This window comes from Microbulbifer regidiadema (SeqCode) (assembly GCF_052466995.1).
In genome coordinates, this window is sequence record NZ_CP174297.1 from 2128483 (window position 1) to 2149038 (window position 20556).

The 20556-nt window shown below is 43.9% G+C and carries 19 protein-coding genes; 1 reads left to right on the forward strand and 18 read right to left on the reverse strand.

The features are described 5' to 3' along the window. Nucleotides 1–37: 37 nt before the first annotated feature. From ACJJIK_RS09275 to ACJJIK_RS09315, 9 genes are all read right to left on the reverse strand, one after another. Nucleotides 38–364, reverse strand: a complete 327-nt coding sequence (locus ACJJIK_RS09275) for a hypothetical protein (protein WP_444944845.1) — start codon at nt 362–364, stop codon at nt 38–40. Beyond that, nucleotides 361–855 (reverse strand): integrating conjugative element protein, encoded by a 495-nt coding sequence (locus ACJJIK_RS09280; RefSeq protein ID WP_444944846.1) that lies wholly within the window; start codon nt 853–855, stop codon nt 361–363. The genes ACJJIK_RS09275 and ACJJIK_RS09280 overlap by 4 nt, the downstream gene beginning before the upstream one ends. Next, complete coding sequence (locus tag ACJJIK_RS09285; protein ID WP_444944847.1) at nt 856–1341, reverse strand: hypothetical protein; 486 nt, start codon at nt 1339–1341, stop codon at nt 856–858. Nucleotides 1342–1382: 41 nt separating this feature from the next. Further along, a complete protein-coding gene (locus ACJJIK_RS09290) occupies nt 1383–2210 on the reverse strand; it encodes a TIGR03759 family integrating conjugative element protein (protein ID WP_444944848.1) in 828 nt (275 codons plus the stop codon). Beyond that, nucleotides 2207–2425 (reverse strand): hypothetical protein, encoded by a 219-nt coding sequence (locus tag ACJJIK_RS09295; protein ID WP_444944849.1) that lies wholly within the window; start codon nt 2423–2425, stop codon nt 2207–2209. The genes ACJJIK_RS09290 and ACJJIK_RS09295 overlap by 4 nt, the downstream gene beginning before the upstream one ends. 66 nt (nt 2426–2491) lie before the next feature. After that, nucleotides 2492–3666, reverse strand: a protein-coding gene (locus ACJJIK_RS09300) for an IS3 family transposase (RefSeq protein ID WP_444944850.1) whose coding sequence is annotated in 2 segments (ribosomal slippage) — nt 2492–3411 and nt 3411–3666 — 1176 coding nt in all. Because the reading frame shifts where the segments join, the coding sequence is not laid out codon by codon here. A 275-nt stretch (nt 3667–3941) separates the two neighbouring features. Next, entirely contained in the window at nt 3942–4256 is a 315-nt protein-coding gene (locus ACJJIK_RS09305) for a hypothetical protein (protein WP_444944851.1), read from the reverse strand. Nucleotides 4257–4405: 149 nt separating this feature from the next. Continuing rightward, nucleotides 4406–4747, reverse strand: coding sequence for a hypothetical protein (locus tag ACJJIK_RS09310; protein ID WP_444944852.1), 342 nt, complete (start codon nt 4745–4747; stop codon nt 4406–4408). 341 nt (nt 4748–5088) lie between these two features. After that, nucleotides 5089–5955 (reverse strand): phage integrase N-terminal domain-containing protein, encoded by an 867-nt coding sequence (locus tag ACJJIK_RS09315; RefSeq protein ID WP_444944853.1) that lies wholly within the window; start codon nt 5953–5955, stop codon nt 5089–5091. 1615 nt (nt 5956–7570) lie between these two features. Between ACJJIK_RS09315 and ACJJIK_RS09320 the strand changes: the two genes are divergently transcribed. Next, entirely contained in the window at nt 7571–8350 is a 780-nt protein-coding gene (locus ACJJIK_RS09320) for a GntR family transcriptional regulator (RefSeq protein WP_444944854.1), read from the forward strand. Nucleotides 8351–9016: 666 nt separating this feature from the next. On the opposite strand, the gene ACJJIK_RS09325 is transcribed toward ACJJIK_RS09320, so the two are convergent. The 9 genes from ACJJIK_RS09325 to fabD form a co-directional block, all read right to left on the reverse strand. After that, the gene (locus ACJJIK_RS09325; RefSeq protein ID WP_444944855.1) at nt 9017–9799 is read right to left on the reverse strand and encodes a 4'-phosphopantetheinyl transferase family protein; all 783 of its coding nucleotides are present in this window, start codon (nt 9797–9799) and stop codon (nt 9017–9019) included. Between the two features lie 132 nt (nt 9800–9931). After that, the gene (locus ACJJIK_RS09330; protein ID WP_444944856.1) at nt 9932–10402 is read right to left on the reverse strand and encodes a TonB-dependent receptor domain-containing protein; all 471 of its coding nucleotides are present in this window, start codon (nt 10400–10402) and stop codon (nt 9932–9934) included. After that, on the reverse strand, nt 10399–11847 hold the full coding sequence (locus ACJJIK_RS09335) for a TonB-dependent receptor (RefSeq protein ID WP_444945051.1): 1449 nt from the start codon (nt 11845–11847) through the stop codon (nt 10399–10401). Before ACJJIK_RS09335 ends, ACJJIK_RS09330 begins: the two co-directional genes overlap by 4 nt. 376 nt (nt 11848–12223) lie before the next feature. Continuing rightward, complete coding sequence (locus ACJJIK_RS09340) at nt 12224–15292, reverse strand: efflux RND transporter permease subunit (protein ID WP_444944857.1); 3069 nt, start codon at nt 15290–15292, stop codon at nt 12224–12226. A 178-nt stretch (nt 15293–15470) separates the two neighbouring features. Beyond that, nucleotides 15471–16568: an efflux RND transporter periplasmic adaptor subunit gene (locus tag ACJJIK_RS09345; protein ID WP_444944858.1), complete on the reverse strand. Its 1098-nt coding sequence runs from the start codon at nt 16566–16568 to the stop codon at nt 15471–15473. An 87-nt stretch (nt 16569–16655) separates the two neighbouring features. Beyond that, nucleotides 16656–17015, reverse strand: coding sequence for a pentapeptide repeat-containing protein (locus ACJJIK_RS09350; protein WP_444944859.1), 360 nt, complete (start codon nt 17013–17015; stop codon nt 16656–16658). Between the two features lie 15 nt (nt 17016–17030). After that, the gene (locus tag ACJJIK_RS09355; protein WP_444944860.1) at nt 17031–17570 is read right to left on the reverse strand and encodes a pentapeptide repeat-containing protein; all 540 of its coding nucleotides are present in this window, start codon (nt 17568–17570) and stop codon (nt 17031–17033) included. Nucleotides 17571–17897: 327 nt separating this feature from the next. Further along, entirely contained in the window at nt 17898–18530 is a 633-nt protein-coding gene (locus ACJJIK_RS09360) for a nuclear transport factor 2 family protein (RefSeq protein ID WP_444944861.1), read from the reverse strand. Between the two features lie 52 nt (nt 18531–18582). Further along, a complete protein-coding gene (fabD, locus tag ACJJIK_RS09365; protein ID WP_444944862.1) occupies nt 18583–20502 on the reverse strand; it encodes an ACP S-malonyltransferase in 1920 nt (639 codons plus the stop codon). Nucleotides 20503–20556: the final 54 nt, after the last annotated feature.

Sequence of the window (20556 nt, forward strand, 5' to 3'; positions counted from 1 at the left end):
GCAATTGCGGGGCTTTTTCGATAGGCTTAAGGCCGGCTTACAAGCGCTCGGTGTGAGTTTGTGTCCAGCGAAACCCCCTCCCCAAAAACAAGACCGCTCGACTCACGGGGATTTGTGTCGAGGACATGGTGTAGCGAGGGCTTCGGCGAAGGTGGCGCTGGTAGGTTAATACCCGCCACGCCTGGCGACCTCGCCAAATACCCAACACACCTAAGCAACCGGCACTGACGACCGCCACACTGGGCGGCATCATTAGGGTTTGTGGCGCTTTGAGGACAATACCCGCTGCACAGAGCGAGACGGGGGACGAGGCCAATTCCACGGGTGGCCTCAGTAAAACCTCCACCTCATAGCGGTCACTCATTGCTCCCAGCCATCCTTGGATATCAACACTGGGTAATGTTTCAGCGCGAGCGGTTTTGCAAAGCTCTCGGCTGACGCTGGCATGAGTCGCAGGCCGTTGGCTAAGGCCTTTATCGCTTTAATCTCTTCGAGGGTATCGACTTGTACCAGTAATCCTATGGCATTAAGTTCGACGAGCTGATCACGCCTCGCTTGCAGCCAGGCTTTGGATTGCTTATCGGCACCGATCAGAAATAGCGGTTGTTGCAAATACTTAAGTGTCCTTTCCGTCGCGCTCACTCTCCCAGGTGACATGGAAGGCGTCTCAATCGGTAGCTGAAAAGCTTTATGCTTCGAGGGAAGCGCGGATTGTTTGGGTTGAGGTTCAGAACGCTTAGGTAGATACTGTGCTATCGGTAAGGTATCGCCGGAATCATAAATCACAGTCAGTGACTGAACCGCCTGAGTGAGCTGTCCGTAGCATAGGCAGAGTGCGAGAATCAAACGCTTCATTTAAAACGTCCCTCCCCAAAGGCGCTGCACCCGTTGACGATACTGCTCTGCACTCGCTAACGACTCATCATCCTGACCGGGATCATGGTATCGGCCTACGGCTGTCCACCAATCACCGCTAACCTCGTATTGCTCGCGCAAAATTGCCGCGCCCGCTCTTAGGTTCAACATCGGGACTAAGGCATCATCAACGCGGTTAAAACGTTGCTGGTGCCAATACCAGTTGACCTGAGTAACCCCCAGATCAACCAGTTGTTTTCGGTGGATGGCTTCTGACGCGATAACCACGGCTTCACTCTGTGTCTCGCAATAAAAGCTCTGCCCCTCAATGTTCAGCGTCCACGGCAATAGCTGGCCGTTATAGCTGCGCCCACTTTCTGCCAAGGCAACGGCGTATAAAATATCAGCCGGAACATCGGTGGCCTTGGCGACAACCACATACGCTATCGGTAGATCATCTAACGCTGTTGCGGAGATAGATTGCATCAACGTAGCACCCACAATGAACGGTCGAATGGCACTGATAGTCATAGCCCCAAGTCCTCTTCGCGTAGCTGAAAGAATTGATCGTTTCTCTTTAGAAAAATCGGCACGACCGCAGAATGATGCTTAGTGGATCGGCTTTCTGCGGTTCGATGTTGTAGGCGCTGCAACAAGCCTTCGTTGCGGTTAAGCGTTAGCGTGTTGCCATTCACCTGCGCCGTGCGAATATGGTGAGCCTGAGCCCAAGCCCGAACCGCCTTATCGTCGGATGCGTTGCGAACATACACGTCGATACCTGCGTTCCGGGTTCCTGAGACCAGGCTCATTAACCGGGGTATAAGTGAAGTACAGTGATCACATTTTGCTGGCACAAAGACCATCACACGATCACCGTCCTGAAATTGTTTTTTGGCCAGCCAGCGTGCAGCTTTGGCCGATTCTTTTTGCTGCTGGTGTAATTGATACGGTGCAAGCAAGCGCTGATCAACGGTATCCACATTCGGATACAGACGCTGAAAAGCTGCCCGATACGCCTGCTGAAAACGTAAGGTACGTTCAGTCAGTTCAAATTCCTGCCTAGCATACAGCTCCGCATAACGTTTCTGCTGAGTAGGCGATGTAGCAAACATACCCAGCGCCAATAGCGGATCAATCGTCGGGCTCCAATGACCCAGTGGCCCGCGCATTAATGCTTGGTAACGCTGATACTCCTTCGCGTCGAGTGACCAGTACCCTGCAAGCGTTTCGGCGTCAGGGGTCTGCACGATAGGTGTTTGGGAAACTTTTGTTTGTGCGCTCTCCGTACTACTGGAATTGTTCGCTATAGCGCCGTCAGACACAGCCAAGAATATAATTACCGTAAAAAATCTCATGGCTGCACCTGCTGCAACCAACGGCTGTAATGGTCGTCCACGAGCCGGCTTGCCTCAGCAGGAAATAACACCTCATCAACGATTGACGACATACTCAGATGCACACCAATCAATAGGTGATTCATATTGCCATTGGCAAAGGCATGAGGGTTGGAGCGATAAGCATGGACTAAAGCTTGATCTAAGGTCAGATCAGGGAAATCCAATTGCAACACGATATGGCTAAGCGTATCGCCGGGCCATAACCCAATACAGCAATTGCTGAAATGTCTATGTAGTGGTCAAGTATTTTTGGCCACCCTCTTTTGAGCATTTCGAAATTTTTCTTCTGCCATATTTGGTGGCAAGCCGTCGTTGTGCTGATGTGGCCGAACTTGGCTGTAGTAGCCAATAATATAATCGTTGATTGCCTGTTTTGCCGAAGGCAAACTTGAATAGCCTACTTCCGGTACCCACTCCCCCTTTAAGCTCCTGAAAAAGCGTTCAGTTGGTGCGTTATCCCAGCAGTTGCCACGACGACTCAGGCTCTGCTTCATGTGGTAACGCCACAGCAGCTGCTGGAAACTCTGGCTTGTGTACTGGCAACCCTGGTCTGAGTGAAACATTACTCCTTCCGGCTCTCCTCGAGATTCATAAGCCATTGTTAACGCCTTCTTTACCAGGCTCGCATCTGGAGATAGTGACAATGCCCAGCCTACGGGTTTTCGTGCAAACAAATCCAGCACTACCGCTAGGTAGGCCCAGCAGGCTCCCACCCAAATATATGTGATATCACCAGCCCAGGCTGCATCTGGCCTTTCGACGTCAAACTTTCGATTCAGCCGATTTGGGATATCCAGATGTGCTTGTTCCGCCTTCTTGTACCTATGCGAAGGAGGTTGAGAGCTTTCCAAGCCCAGCAATTTCATTCGCCGACCAGCCCTGTAGCGACTTAGAGGTACTCCAGTTTGTGTCACTATTTCTGCGATAGAGCGAGCTCCGGCAGAGCCGTTACTAGCCTTATATGCAGCTTTAACCAGTGCCTGGAGCTTCAGTTCCTCTGGGGTCGGCTCTGTAGGCCTGTTACGCCAAGCCCGATAGCTACTGCGATGAATATCAAATACTAGGCAAAGGCGTTGAACAGGGTGGCTCTCCTGTAACCGCTGGACTATCGAGAATTTTTCAGTGAGTCCGACATCAAGAGAGCTGTAGCCTTTTTTAGGATTTCCTTCTCCTCCTCAACTAACCGCAGTTTCCGTTCCAGCTCCTGTATGCGCCGCTGCTCCGGCGTTAAGGCACCGCCCGTTGGCGTCTTGCCCGCTCGCTCCGCACGAAGCTTCCGCACCCAAGATTCCATAGTTGACTTGCTGACTCCCATGGCCTCACATGCAGCCTTCAGTGTGTACCCTTGATCAACAACAAGTTGCGCTGCTTCCAGTTTGAATTCTGGGTTGAACCTTCTTTTTGAGTTAGTCATCTATCCACCTGATCTTCATTGAAAGTGATAATATCACTCAAACTCAGGTGGCCAAATTTACTATGCCACTACACTATATCTCCAGAGCTTGATACGGGCTCATTGCGTTCACGCCAAAGATCTTCTGCTACTTGTCTATCGGTATCACTCACATACTCACTTTGATCAGGTTTTAAGTCATAGCTGATTGTCCGAAGTACGGGGTTGATAACAACCTCAAAACTCTCACCACCTAATACACTCATAGCCTCTAGTAGCGTCACAGCATCAAGCGTTCAGTGTGGAGCTGGTAGAGGTCGAGTTAACAGCACGTACAGATCAGATTTTTTCGCTGTCTCAATTTCATCATCAAGCTGATAGCCGTAGGGTTCGACCAGATACTGCAATGCTGCACCTACTGTGGTGATTGTGTCGGGGATAGAAACTCGAATCACCGATTTCAAGACATTGCTTTGCACGGGTGTCGCGCCGATTTGAACCGACACATAGCGACTATCTTTTACGACGTTATCTGTATCCACCGCTTCTAATGATGGCGAAAAAAGCACAAGACTAAGCACTGAGGCTGGAATAACGCTGGCTGCTGACATAAACCACTCCGGTCAATTCGTAAGACGATGGATAAGGTACGAACCTGCGGGAGTGATTTGGAGCGAAAACCTTTCAGAGAGAAAAGAAAGAAAAATGTAAGGCAGTAAAAATGAAAAAGGCCTGATTAATGTCAGGCCTTTTTCGGGGGTTACTGGGCAACAACCAGAAGGTCATAAGGTTCGAGACTGAGTGCCGATACTGGCTCAGAGTGTTTCAGTACCACGAGGGTTTCCCATCGTTCACTGGTGACTCCAATCATAGATGTCTCTGACAACTGATTTTGCAGCTTTCTCAACTGCACTCGGAGGCTGTAACTTTCAGAGATCGTACCTTCAGCATAAATACTGAGTACCGGATCTTTACGACGAATATCGATAAAGCCAGCATCAACGAACTCGGTTTCAACAAGCTTACTTAAAACCTCGCTTACAACGGGCAAGTCGGCATCGTCTTTCAGTTTTACCTCTCCACGCATTTCCAAGTATTCCATCATCTTTCTCCTAACAGTGAGTAAAGAAGAGAAAGATGACCCCACGGGACATATTCTCTCCCGTAGGGGTGGTACAACCAATCACCGAGGTGGGTGGCTATACCCTGGTTTTGGCAGAAACTCTGCCGGGTACTATTGAGACTGCAATAGCGACAGGGTTTGCACTGTTGAGAATTCAGTGTCAAGGAGGAACACAGGCTTTAGCCGAGTAGTCCTTGATGCCCATATCACCTTCAGCCTTTCCAGTGGGGTTGCAGTCTCGCTGCAACCCCTGCTCCCGGCGAGGGTGGGAAGGCCTTGCGGCCTGGGCGAAGCTCAATGAGCAATGTATTGCTTTGAAACTAACGACCTAAATAAACAGCCGTGACTTGTTCACGACCATGACCGAGTTCTTGGGTTATCGCTAAACGGGCGACTCTATCATCCAGGCGTTTCTCTTCAGATAGCTCATCTCGTGTTGGGCCACCGCAGGCTGGCGCTTGCCAACCCGTTAATTCGTAATAGCGTTCTTGAGCATAGCGATGACGTAAGCCGTGCATTTTATGCAGGCCTACTTTGTTGGTTTCAGATTCGTAAATGCGCATTTGATCGACGTACATCAAATGGCTAGGAATCAGCGAGCCTAGTCCCGCCAATGAGCGGGCACGATCTAATACTTCACGTTGTGATTCGTTGCGGATTGGGATAGTCCTTGCACGGCCACCTTTGCACCAAGTCGCTTTTAGACGAATATGATTGCCTTGATCGGCATACTCAGGAATAAACTTGATGGATTCTTCACGTCTCAAACCGAAGGCTTTTTGTAGCTCCAGACTCATGCGTACATGATCGCTGGTGATCTTATTCAGCAGTTCTCGATCAAGATCACGCGCCTTTGATTCATTGGTAACAAATACACGAGACTCAATACCATAGTAGGCATTGTCTTTGGCAACTACATTCGGTTTACCGACTTTTTCTGCCCACCAACGGAGTGCCGCCAATCGATTTTTAATCGTACCTTCGTTTAACCCTTCACTGAGGTAACGTGCAACAAGCGCATCGACGTGTTTGGGCTTCAGTGAATTGGCGTTCATACGCCGAAAGCCCAATTCAAACAAATGATCAGCCATCATTTGCAGTTTCTTATGACGATCTGCCTTAGTGGTCTGACTACCGTCTTTGTTGTGATCGCATAGATTTTTAAGCTGATAGTTCAAGTCCCTCACGACAAATCCTCGTTGTTACCAATCTTGGCGAGAATTATTGCGAGTGTGTCTGGGTAAATCGGCAATCATCTTTTCAGAGCGATAAGTAAGTTTATGGTGTGTCCACTTTATAACGGTAAAAACGGTTTCAATTGACCATGAGTGTTAAGGCTGGGCTTGTTGCGTTAAGTAGTGATTCGTGTCGTCAAACTGACCGTTTAAACGGACAGACAACCGTTCTGAACAGACAATGACTGCTTAGAAACGGGCAAACAACTGTTCAAAACGGTGGATAACGTAAGATAAGAAAAATAAGCCACTGTTCAGAACGGTTATACACACTACAAAACAAACGGTGTAAGTGCAGTTGGTAAGTGTTTATGACTGTCCATTAGCTGCAACTAATAGAGAGGCAACACAGGTTGCCGAACGTCGTGGGACACCACTCCCTCAAACCCAGATTGGTTATTACCAACAGCACCAGTCTCCAGTTGGATACAGTACTGTTAAGTCTTAACGCTTCCGGTTACTTAATTTTACGTTACTTGGTTTTATATCGTTGATTTCCTCCTCTATTGGTTAGTGAAGCCCATAAACTGCATGGGCGCTGGGGTTGACTCTAGCCGAGCCGGGGCACTACTGAATGCGCAGTAGTCACGCCTGTTAATAGAGAGTATTGCTAAATCCTCAGAAAAATACCCCCATAATTCTTTCATAACTTCTGAAAAGATTCTGTAACCCAGAGATAACGTGGCTTCGCGCCCCTCGTCACTACATAGATTGCAGTGACGAGGGGACTTATCTTCTAGTAAAATACCTATATCTACAAAAGGGTAAACTTCCCAGGATTCTTCGTTTACTGACTCGCCAGATACTGCTCTCTGATATCGGAGGGCTGGATGTCTAGCAGCGAGAAGCACTCGCCGAGAAAATTCGTAAGACCTGCTATAACTTACAGTAGTACTACCTTTATTTATCTGTTTTCATTGCGCATATCAATACCTAAAGTTAGGGATACTCAGAAAACAGATAAAATTTTGAGAAAGTGCAGCCTGGATCTACAGTTGTGAGAAAGCTATGACTCAAGTAACCTTTACCAGAGCAGGATACAATTTCAAGAAGCGTAACACCCTCCGAGAGAAATTTCTGGAGCGAATCGAAACACTTGACTCTCCCTGCGACGGTTTGAGAAACAATTAGCCAACAAATATGCCAAGGTAAAAGGGGGGAGGAAAGCATTATTCACTAATGTAGTTGATTTATAACCTCAACGACTCTGTCATAGAGGATTCTCTGTACGAGAGCGAGCCAATTCGCCATTTGCCGGACTGAGGCTCTCTGACAGCATCCCCGACGAGACCACCATTCTCAATTTTCGTCGCTTCACCAAGCGGTATAAATTCGGTAAGCGGTTATTTGAGTCGGCGCAGGAAAATCTGGAAGCGCAGGGTCTAAAGCTTCAGTGACGCAACCTTGTCGACGCCAGCATTATCGCTACACCTACACTTTGGCTTAAGCATAGAAGATTAAGACCTCAATACGCTCTAATCGTTGAACACGCCTTTCTAAAATCAAGCAACGATTACAAAATTTACAAATCAATCAAAGTTACCCTAATTGAATGGAGACCTAAAAAATGGAATATCAATGCACTTATTGCCGAAGGGTTGATTCGAATAAAAAAGTAAATGATCGAAATACTATTAATCGAGTCTATAACGATATTAAGGAGTGTATTATCACCGGACAAATACCTCCAGGTAATAGACTTAATATTGATATGTTAGCCGAGCAATTTCGTGTCAGCACCACCCCTGTTAGAGAAATATTAAATAGACTCTCAGCAGAAGATATAATTGTCATGGTCCCCAGAATGGGGTTTTTTATGAAAAACTTGATAGAGCCTGATATTCTTGACCTTTACGAACTCAACTATATATTACTTGAAAAATCAATCGAAATAATTTTAAACAGAAAAGTAAAGAATGAGGAATCTAGCCTTTCGTTTCGATCGATTACAAATACAGGTGTGCAACATGAAAATCTTTGCAATAACCATCTTATTAGATCATTCGAAAAACTGATGTTAGATTTGGCCCGACAATCCGGAAACAATCAAATCGAGCTAAATATAAATAACATCAATAACAGGTTACATTATATTCGTGTTTGTGAGTGTGGAACGCAAGATAATTACAGAGAGGATATTTCACTAATTTTAAGTCTGTATGGAGATGACAAGATCGAAGAACTGAGAGACTATTTAAGAACTTTTTACAAGAGCAGAATAGATTTTCTGCCAGGGACTTTAAGAGAAATATCTTACCAGCAGAAAAATGATAGAGAAACAGTGCCATCCCTTCCTTTAAACAATAATAATTACGAAACAAGAGAGGTTGTAAATTATTCTGTGTAAATGGCGGTTAATCACAGTGATGTTAGATCGCCGAACAGAATCACAAACTGGCTCATTGCCTCTTTCCAATCCCGTACCGGCATCGTTCACTTTTTCGATATCTGACGTGCTCCGGCACTTCTGTACACGTCAGTTAAGCCGCATCTCTCATCTCTCATCTCTGCCATTTCTGATTCACATTGGTTCGGGTTTTTGCAACATAAATACGAGTGCAGACGTTGGCTACTGGAAACACTCAACAACCGTCACATCGTACCAACAGGGTAGGTCTTCTTTCTTCCGGTGGGAAACTCGTATTTCACTTCGTTTCTTTGGCGGACCTACCCCTGCTCCAAAACCAAGCCAATCGCATCCAGCTTAAATTCTTTCGAACATTTCTTTCTTGTGATAATTTATTGGACTTTAGTTAAGGTCATTATTGCTTAACTGGGTTGTACAGATCTATTAGATCTATTAGATCTATCTCAATCTGGGCAGGCCAAAGCTCCCCATCACCGATTTGTCACCTTGACCTTAATGGATGCAGATCTTTTACTTATTGTGTAAGCTTTTCATTTTCTCGGGACTATCTCTCCATAAGCTGTTGCACTAGATTTACCTCCAAGAATCGGAAAGCCTTCGATTCAAATAGGAGCATCACATCAAAATGGATTTTTTAAATATCAATCACAGAAAATTGCTAATACGGCATGGATTTAGAGGAGTGACAAAAAAATTCTTCATCGGTATGGCCTCTAAAAAAGTTAGTGAATAGTCACTAAGTAACGCATCTTTCTCCCTTATGCATAGAGACATTCTATATAATCTATTGATATCATACTGATAAAAAAAATAATTCCTATTGTTATCACTCCAACCTTCGTCAAAACTTATTCCAATATATCTATCCAGATAGAATGAAAAGCTAAACTGATCTAAGGGAATGGATAACCCCATGCCACAAGCCTTGACATATGACTCCTTTAATGTCCACAGATCAAAAAACCGATTTATTCGCTGATCTTCCGGCAAGGAAAAAAGATTCCTTACTTCAAGTGACGAAAAATAATTTCTAGCAATATCCAATGGTGTGCTTTCTCTTAACTTCCATTCCAAATCAATACCGATATGTGCCCCCCTAGAAACTGCCAGCGCGATCATCCCTTTAGTATGAGACACATTAAAATTTAAAGGAATATCTAATCTATTTTCTATAGAAGGTTTACCATATTCGTTTTTGCAAAATCTCCAACTAGATGGATCAATAAAACTATTATAATGCGACAATGTACTGCGAACAAAGGCTCTAGTAATCAAATATTGGCGACGATGACTATCAAAATAAAATCTTTTTTGTCTGTATTTTTCTTCACTACTTAATATTGAAAAGTAATCTGAAATTATATTTTCATTACACATCTTTTCATCATAAACAAGCCAGACATGTATTTCATTTTCACCAATAATCATAAAATCATCTTATGTAGATTTAGATTTTTATTCATAAAATATTTTCTGTATCGAAAATTTATTCTTCAATAACTGCAACTTGCCTCATATCCAAGACAAATATTCAATCTCATATTAAGTGGAATATCTGACCTACCACTGCCCCTCAATGCTTAAACGAAGAGCTCTAGGTTCACCAGGAAAATAGCGATCACCACTAAAATCTGTGTAATCAGCACGTTCCGCATATTTGGCATTTGTTACGCTGGTCAATTGAGCCTGAACACTCCAATTACCAGTAATCACTAGAGAGGATCGAAGATTAATCAGATCATGCCCTTCATAAGAGCGCTTATTTTCCGGATCGGTATAATAGCTTCCCTGATTAAGCCACTCCAATTCAATACGACCGTGATCACTATATTCCCAACCCAAACGAGCAGAACCGAAAATCTTGGGAGCTGAACCAACATAGTTACCATCAATGGAAACAGCAGAATACATTTCATCACCGTGGTATTTATGTTCTGCATAGGTAGCGACTAATGCCAAGTCCACAACCTCAGCATAATCATAATTCAGCGACAACTCCAATCCTTTATGATGAGTTTCGCCATCGGTCACATTAAAAAAGCTTGAGTCACGGAATATGACATTCTGCTTTTCATCGTATAGAGAATGATTTCGTAAGCCAGTTTTTGCTGATGGCCCCGATAACCTAACTCAGCGCTTAGTAATTCTTCTGAGTCCAGATCGGCTACCAACTGCCCCCTCTGTAAGCGATAGAGCTCGGTAGCCTGGGGGGTACGAAAACCTTGAGAAAGGTTCAGGTAGACTTGCTGATTTTCACTTAATGTATAAAGCAGACCCAGTTTTGGCGATAAATTTGTAAAGCTATCACCGCTATCCCTAGGTCGACTATAGCGACAACTACCAAATGTACTCCCACCACATGGAATACCATCTTCATCGGTATGTCCATCCTGCATTCGATTACTGTAATCGTAATCCATGACTTCGTAGCGTAAACCTAACGTTACTGAGAGTATGTCTGTTAGCCGCCAGTCGGCATACATGTATGGTGAGATTGTGAGCGCATCCACTTGATAGTCGTAATGCTTAACCTTGTCTTGACTTTGCTTCAAAAAAGAATCAGTGTATTCAAAATCCAAGCCAAACGCTAACGCCACGCTATCTACCAAACTTACACGATAAACAGACTGCACACCGATACTCTTTTGGCCGTTCTTCTCCAAAGGATCACCTGGTAAAAAATGTTGCAAGAAATCCATATCGGTATAACGCAGGTAAGGAGTCACTGTCAGTCGAGTACCATTTCGCAATAGATAATTAACCTGAGTAGAGATTCGCAGGGATTGCGTGTCACGATAGGCTTCAGGGTTGCGGTTAGAGTCTCTCAAATCACTGTCCTTGTAAGACTCAAAACCCGTGATATAACCCGCCGTTTCCTGATTAAGGTTAGTTACTGCCAGGGCGGTTGTAACTTCCAGAGCATCATCATTATATTCATGGCGCAGGGTTAGCTTCTGTTGGTCAAAGCCGGAATCATCACGATAACCATCGTCATGTACCACCGATAGATCAGCACGAAAACCATGCTGATCTTGAGTCCGTGAGCCATATACTTTAAGGCGCGAATAACCGTGAGAACCCGTATCCAAACTGAATCCTCTGCCACCGTGAGCATCAACCAAGGGAGTTATTACATTAATCACCCCGTGCATGGCATTGGACCCAAACAAGGCTGAACCAGGACCACGCACAACTTCGATACGCTTGGCCATTTCTGTATGAGCATCAAACAACTCATTGATATTACAAAAACCTGCAGCACGAAGAGGAATACCATCCATCGCAGACAGCATGCTGCCACAAGCCCCCGCGCCGGTCAAAACCGGAGAGCGTAATGCTGGCAGATATTCCTGGCCATTACCCCGCGCTAGATTGGCACCGGGCACACGAGCCAGAGCCTCTTGAACATGCACATGCCCTACCAGCTGTAGGGCATTATTTTCAACTACAGCCACATTACCCGCTAATTCGCTAATTCGCTAATTCGCTAATTCGCTAATTGGTAACTGATCGCGCGTTGAAGTAACTACCACAGTCTCTAGGCCACTTTCAGCAGCATGCAAAAGACCAGCAGAAAACAGGACACTGAATAAAATAGCTTTGGAAAAAAAAGATACAACTGACTTCTTCTTTACCTTATTCACCATCGAACGTGCTATTTCATCGACGTAGTGGTTAATTCTCATAAATATAAAAATATATTTTTTGTTATTAATCCTTCGTTAAAGTAATCGAAGGCATTATATAGATAATTCCTTTATAAGGCCTTTCTATTCTTATTAGATATGGCCATAGACCGCGAACATAAACCTGTGGATACAGAAGGTGAATCTGCTTATCGATTAGAGCGCATTAGGCACCTTCCAATGCCAAATTGCGCTCAATCATTTCACTCTGACTATGATCGGAGGCAACAAGGGTATAAAAGGCGGGGACAGCAAATAGAGTAAACAAGGTTCCGAACAACATTCCCACTACAATAACGACTCCCAACGCAAACCGGCTTTCAGCTCCGGCGCCGCTAGCAGTTACTAGCGGCAAAAGACCAACAACCATGGCCGTTGTTGTCATTAATATTGGCCGCAATCTAACTGATGAGGCTTCGATAATCGATTCTTTTGGACTGAGCTTTTCGTTATTTTGTAATTGATTAGCAAACTCAACGATCAAAATTCCATGCTTGCTGATTAACCCTATCAAAGTGACTAATCCTATCTGCGTATATATGTTTATCGTTGTATAGCCGAAATAGATCGGGATAAGTGCGCCAAAAAGTGAAAGGGGCACACTCATCATAATAACAATTGGGTCTCGCAGGCTTTCAAACTGAACCGCTAGCGTCAGATAGATAACCAGTATTGCCAATGCAAACATTATCATGATTTCGTTACCTTCTTTTACGAACTGCCTGGAGTCTCCCAGCCAGTCATAACTAAAGCCATCTGGAAACGAGCTATCTGCGTATCGTTGTAAAAACCCCACTGCTTCCCCCATACTAACGCCTGGAGCAGGTATTGCGCCCAGAGTGGCAGAATTTAATTGGTTAAACTGGTAGAGCTTATTGGGTTCAGCGGTTTCCCTGATACTGATAACGCTTGATAGCGGAACCTGTACACCACTATCAGTATTTAGATAAAAGTCATCAAATGACGACGGCGTTAAACGGTATTTTTCGGCAACCTGTGGTATGACTTCATAGGTACGCCCACCAATATTTATCCGGTTTATGTAATTTTCATTGATATAAATCGCCAAAGTATCACTGATATTCTGCATTCGAATTCCAAGCTTATTGGCTTTGTCGCGATCAACATCAAGCAACATCACGGGCTTGTCTATGCTCAAATTACTATCCAATATCATGAACAGGCCACTGTTTATAGCTGCATCTTTTAATGCTTCGACGGTATCATGAATCGTCTGCTCCGATAACGAGCTACTGACAACCATTTGCACCGGCATACCACCCGTTGACGCAGGCAACGTAGGCAAAGGAAAAATAAAAACTTGCTGCCCCTCGATATCACTGACATCCATTTGCAACTGCTGCTGAATATCGCTTGCCTTACGTTCACGCCGCTCCCATGGAGTAAACGTCATGCCTCCAAATGCTTCATTCACATTCGGTCCATTGATAATAAATGTGCCGTTGGATTCGGGAACTTGCCTGAATTTCTCTTCAAGTCTTTTGGAAAACGATTCTGTGTAATCTATATTGACATGCTGTGGCCCTTTCATTGCAGTCAAAATCGTGGCCTGATCCTCTACTGGCGATAACTCATGTTGGGAGTTGCGATACATGTACACTGGTGCGACAGAGATCATAAAAGCAAGAATCAGAACAATAAAACGATAATGCAATACCTTTGTTAGTGCACTCCGATAACCGTTTTTCAAGCTGAAAAATTGTCGATCGACAAATTGCGCAAACCACGTTCTGGAGGTGAACGGTTTAAGCGTATATGACGCCATCATTGGGGAAAGGGTTAAAGCTACGATTCCGGAGACAAGTACAGCAGCCGCCAATGCAAAAGCAAACTCTCTGAAAAGACTTCCTGTAAGCCCTCCCAGGAATCCTATAGGCGCAAATACAGCCGCCAGGGTTATAGTCATCGCAATAACAGGTCGTACGATTTCTCTTGCTCCGAAAAGGGATGCCCTGATTGGTGACTCCCCCGCTTCTATATGCCTGAATACATTTTCCACAACAACAATAGAATCATCAACAACAAGCCCTATCGCCAACACCATAGCCAGCAGTGTTAAGAGATTTATACTAAAACCACATATCCACATCAAAAGAGCAGCGCCTACAATTGATAAAGGTATCGTAACCAGGGGTATCAGAATAGACCGAATAGAGCCCAAAAACAGATACATAACTAATACTACGATTGCAATTGCCTCAAGTAGCGTCTCGATCACCTGTTCGATAGATGCGGAGATAAATCGAGAAACATCAAAGGCTATTTCGGATGTAAGCCCCTGCGGGAAATCTTTCTCCATACTTTCCAACGTTGTCTTTACGTCTGCTATGACTTCCAGCGGGTTGCCGGTTGGGGAAGCGTTAACCGCTACGAATACAACGGGACGACCATTTTGCCTCGCTGACTGATCCAGGTTTTTTGCCCCGAACTCAACCGTTGCTATATCTTTTACACGCACCAAATTATTCCCGTCAGACTTGACGACCATCTCCCGAAAGTCATCCAAACTGTCAACGCTGGTATCGACATTAATATATGTAGTGATAAATTGGCTGGTTATTTTTCCCGAAGCGGCCTGCACATTATTCTGCCTTAAAACCTGGGCTACATCACTGGCCGAGAGCCCATAAGCAGCTATGCGAACAGGATCCAGCCATACACGCACAGACAAGGTTTGATCTCCTGCCAACCCCAAGCTGCCAATACCTTCAACGGAAGTAAGTCTTGGTAAAATAGAGCGTTCGATATAGTCGGTAATCTCCGGGGTGCTCATATCCTCCGAACCGAATCCAATGTACATGATAGATATCGCATTCCCCTTGGTTTTGATGATCACAGGGTCCGTTGCTTCTTTTGGAATACGGAATCGTACTTCATCTATCTTTGCCATAATTTCTGTCATTGACTGATGGGAATTAGCATTTAGTTTTAGACGTGCATTAATCGTGCTTCTTCCTTGTACGGTATCGGAGTGAATATATTCAACGTCAGAGGCTGATGCAATTGCCTGCGCAATCGGCGTGGTAACAAATCCTTGCATCATCTCAGCAGACGCTCCCGGGTAGTCGGTCGACACCGATATTGTTGTCGACTCCAAAGCCGGGTATTCACGTAAAGGGAGTTGTGTAGCGGCTATCACGCCGGCTACCAAAATCAGTATGTTGAAAACAAATGCGAGAATGGGGTATTTAATGAATTTGTCTGTAAATGCCATAACAAATATCTAATATCAAAGGTGGACTTTCAAGATGACTATCTACAGGAGTGAATGACATCAAGGTACTCTAAAACTATATTCATTTAGAGAGTATTCTATATATACAGAGAATCCTTAGATTAGCTACTAGATACCATGCAAACATGATAAGAAATAGAAGCGAAAACCAAGGGATTTATGTCTGTGTAATAACCATAGGTGTGGTTTTTGAATCACTTTTTACCACCACTGACGCACCATCCCGCAAACGGTTCTGACCAGAGACAACCACAACATCCCCTTGACCAAGTCCGCCTTGAATAACAACCTGTCCATTTTGACGCCGACCGATCTTCACCCCAACACGGACAACCGAATACTCACCCGTTTGATCTTGTTTGACCAGATAAACCGAATTACCGTAAGTCGTCACTTGTACTGCTGTTTCTGGCAAAAGCAGCACGTTAGACAGAGGATCCAGTAGCACCGACACATGACCAAACATACCAGGTCTTAATCGTCGTGTAGTTTCAGCTAGCTCTGCCTGAACGGATATCATGTGAGTATTCTGATCTATAATTGGTTCAACGGCTGCGATGGTCGCAAAAAATACCTGATCAGGAATAGCATCAACCCGAAACTCTACAGACTGGCCAATGTCAATTTTTTCAATCACGCGTTCAGCTAACGAAAAGTTTAAAAGGAACCGAGTGGTGTCCGTCATTGAGACAATAACAGTGCCAGACTTTAACAGTTCTCCCTTTTTAGTTTTCGCTATACCCATAGTCCCTGCAAATGGCGCTTTTATACGCTTTTTTTCAATCATCGCAAGCGTGTGGTCAATATTCGCCTGAGAACGTTCGAAGAGCATTTGCGCCTCATCAATGCGCGATTGCGATGACGCTAAACCTCCTAGCTTTTTAACCCGCTCCAACTCTTTTTTAAGGGAGCTTAACTCCGCACGGAAAAGCCTTAGGTTCGCCTGTTCTTCGGCATCATCAATCTGCAACAATACATGATCCGTTTTAACCTGCTGACCAGCCTGAAACGATAGTTCTCTAACCAGTCCAGTCACTTCAGAACTAATCTTTACCTGTCTAACAGCCTCTAGGACTCCAATGGCTGATAGCGAACGGGATAAACTTGTGGGCTCAACTGTTACCGTTGCCACAGGTATTGGTTGCAACCCTGCTGAAAATCTTTTGTCTCCCGACTTAACCATCGCGGGGCATAGCTTATATCCAATAGCAGCTAATGAAACAAAAGCAATAATAACAGTTAGAAATTTCATCATACTTGTTACCTTTTCTATGCTATTATGACTTATGTGAAAAGACACATGAACAGAGACTGATATAGCATTTTGAAAATCTTAAAATGGCTAATTATCAGGGAATATAAGGATATCAATACTTTCCATCAAAGATGCCTGCTGCCACTCATATATCTTAACGCCTGAAAAATCCAAGTCAATTACACCTATCTCTCTTATATCCGCATTTCTCAGGTCTGCGTTAACAACTGACAAACCATCATACAGACTAGGGGCAAACTCAGTGTTAGTGAGATCTGAACCCTCCAGATTTGCTCTTGAGAAATTAACTGCAATAAATTTGCTTTCCGATAGAGCACACTTTTCCAAATGAACACCTTCAAAATCAGAGTATCTAAAATTTGTCCTGGTCAGGCTTGCCGCAGAAACTAGTAATTTTCTACTGATCATATTTGAAAAGTTTGCCAAGTCGAACTCGCACCCCTAAGCCTGACACTCATCAAGTGTGATCTGGAAAAGATCCGCTCGAGAAAATTTGCTCATTGAGATATCACACCGAACAAACTTAGATCGTCTTAAATTTGTCAATCTGAAGTTGCAGCCATTTCCATGAGTCTTTTCGTAAAATATACACTCTCTAAAAACGGCATCTTCAATACTCGCGTTCTCAAAATTACAGTTAAACACCTTGCAACTTTCAAGGTGCAGACCATTCAAATTGGCATTGACAAAACTGGAGTTGGAAATTACACAGTTTTTAAAAGTAAGTTCCTGCTTATCCAGGTTTTTCCAATCCAAATCTGTAAGGCTTCTATCTTGAAAGAACCTTTCATCCGATGGTATTGATGGGAGCTTTTCAGCATCATTATTGTCGATATATTCTTCACTGCTTGAAGTCAGCTCACCTTTTTCATTTGAATCCTCTTGGTCCTTAGCATGTTTTTTGGATTTGCTCTTTATTGACCTTTCCAAATTTTTTAGCGAGCAAGTCAGTTCATCATATCCATCATCACTGATAGTCATTTAACCAGATCTCAAGGTTTCTACGCACATACGAGGTAAACTAACACAAATTAGTTTCTCTTATGAACACAATATATTCTGTTGCAGAAATCGCCTAACTGGGTTAGAAATCGTCCTTGTCATTGATTCCGTTAAAGACCCTTTTTACAAGCTCTTCAGAGCAAGGCTGTATAAAACTGGTATGATCATTTTATCAACCCTTGTAACCGACTGTCTGTAACCAACTATCCTCTGTCAACAATCCGCTTCAGGAGCCGTTGCAAACTTACAATATAGATTTTACAGACAGAGCTCCCCTGGCGCACTTCGTTATCGCCTAACCTAGGCCTATAGTGGTGATTTGACCGGCCTTTCAATGCACGGTAAAGGCTTCCCATCAACTGTGGGACATTCAAGCTTATAGGCTACAGAATCCCAAATTGATTTATTTTCGATACGCGTCGTTTTCGACTCAAACCGCCAAACTCCATCCGACGTTTTCCTGAATTCATTTTTATAGGAACCTATGACCCAGTGGTTTTTATCAGTATTTGGAATTGACCACAAAATCAATAGTGTCTCTTTACTGGTCGCTGTATCTCCGGAAATTTCGATTTTAGGATTTGTCGTAAAATGCTTGACGTAACTACCGTTAAACGAGTTTTTGAAGGTCTTAAAGAGTTCAGCCAGCCCCTCTCTGCCACTAAAGACCCGCCGCTCGTTTGCCCCCGCATGTAAAATCCACTCAGCATCCTCAGTGAACAAAAGATCTGCTATGGAAATCTCACTCGGCCTCATCCCTTTTGAATGCATAAACAATCGATCTATCAAAAGCAGATAGTCAGTTTGAAGATCCATAATGGAGCGATAAGCCTCCATATCTTCGATAACCGCTTTATGTTTTGCTTCATCATGTGAACATCCATTTAGCAAAGATGCGATAAAGATCACTGCAGACAGCATTCCTAACAACCTAAACATATAAATACCCTTTCACGTTCAGTCTTCCAGAAACCAATATTCGTATTCTCAACTAAATGGCCAATCGCGATACCAGTTTTTCCAATGTTTCATTATTCCTGCCAAAGGGGTTTATCGCATAATCATGCTGACAGCCATTACCGAAACCATGCTTCAAAAAGGTTGAAAGGGTAGCTGTTGGGCTTAAATCCACAAATGTATAATCTTCCTTTGGATTAAAGGCGTTTTCTATCAGCTTATTGAAGTTCGTTTCATTCCTGACAACATTCCAAAGATAACTTGCAAATGATTCCATCACATCAGAGTTCAATTTTTTTGTACACGCTGTCGAATAAACAGGCATAATGGGATGACTGACGCAAATCCCTGATGCATAAGCCAAAAATTCATCTCTAATTGAATCGATGGCATCGGAGTGAAATCCATACCGCACAGGCAGCCTCACTGATGCAATCTCCTCACGGTTTAAATTCAGTTTTATATCTCTCAGCTCGTCATCCAGACCACTCACAAAGAAACTATTGGAAAAGTTGACACCACCAAGAGTCGCGTTCAAAAAAATGTCACTACGTCGCCTAAATATGTCTGCGGAATCCAGTACACTCAATACCCCCCCTTCACGGCAATGACTTTGCAACAACCTGGCCTGGGTCAAAACCAAATTCAAACCGTCATCAAGTGAGATGGCCCCTGAAATAGTAGCTGCAATATACTCTCCCAGGCTATATCCAAGAACACCGAAGGGCTCAACACCTTTATCAAGAAGTGTTTGAGTCAGGCTATAGCCAATAGCGAATAACGCTGGGTGAGAATAGATAATATTATCGAATTCACCCCCGTGTTTTGACTGTGGGTAGATAATATCTACCAGAGAGATCCCTAGATCATGATAGAGTTTATCGCTACAAAGCAGCATATTTTTTCTAAAGACTTCGTTTGTATCAAATAACTCCTTCCCCATGTGATAATACTGCGAACCCTGACCACCATACATAAAAATAATTTTAGGGTTATTGCCCTTACCCGATGCAGTTGACACGCGACTCTTGTCGTTACCAACCCCTGCTACCTCTGTGCTTCCGACATCTTCACTTTCAATTTCCAGGGGAGCATCCACTATTCTTTTGGACAGTTTAGTGAGTACATCACCGGGCCCCAACTCTTCAAAGTCAGTATATCCACGCGCAATTAACCAGGATATGGACTCATACCACTTGACCGGATGAGAGATCTGAAGACTCATATACTTCTTGTAACCATCACTAGGATAAGGGCGCGCCGTATAGTTCGATATTACAGTTATCTTCAAGGGTAACAAATCAAAACCTGATAGAAAAACTTCAAATTCCTTTTGAGCATCATCCATATAACGAGAGTGAAAGGCAGTCCGTACATTTAGAGGAACAACCTGAGCACCGGCATCTTCAAATACAGTTTCGACTTCCGTTGAAAATACATCATCGTACAAGCCTGAAATTATGCACTGAAACTTGGAATTGATATTGGCGACTTCAATATTGCCAAATGAAAGTCCGGCCAGTATTTCCTTAACTCTTTGCTGGTCAACATTAACAATGGCTGCCATTCCACCACTTCCGGCCCGCCCCATCAACTCCCCTCTTTTTTGAACAAGTTTCAGACCGGTAATAAAGTCAAACGCTCCGGCTGAAAATAAAGCGCAGTACTCTCCAAGACTATGCCCTGCTACATACTCAGGATACATTCCGCCATTTTTCACTCTATCCAGATAGCTCAACACGGTGACTGTGTAGAGTGCTGGCTGTGTATATTCCGTCTTATTCAGTACACGGTCCGGGTCACTCAGACAAAGCTCCTTTATCGAGTATCCCAACTGTTCATCTGCTTGCTCAACCAGCTCCGGATATTTGTCAAAAAGATCTTTACCCATACCTCTGTGCTGTGATCCTTGTCCGGGAAATACATATACTGGCTTCATAGGTTTAAAATCCATCGATTAATCATCTCGAAATCGTAAAGTTGACTATCACTGACAAAAAATAAAATA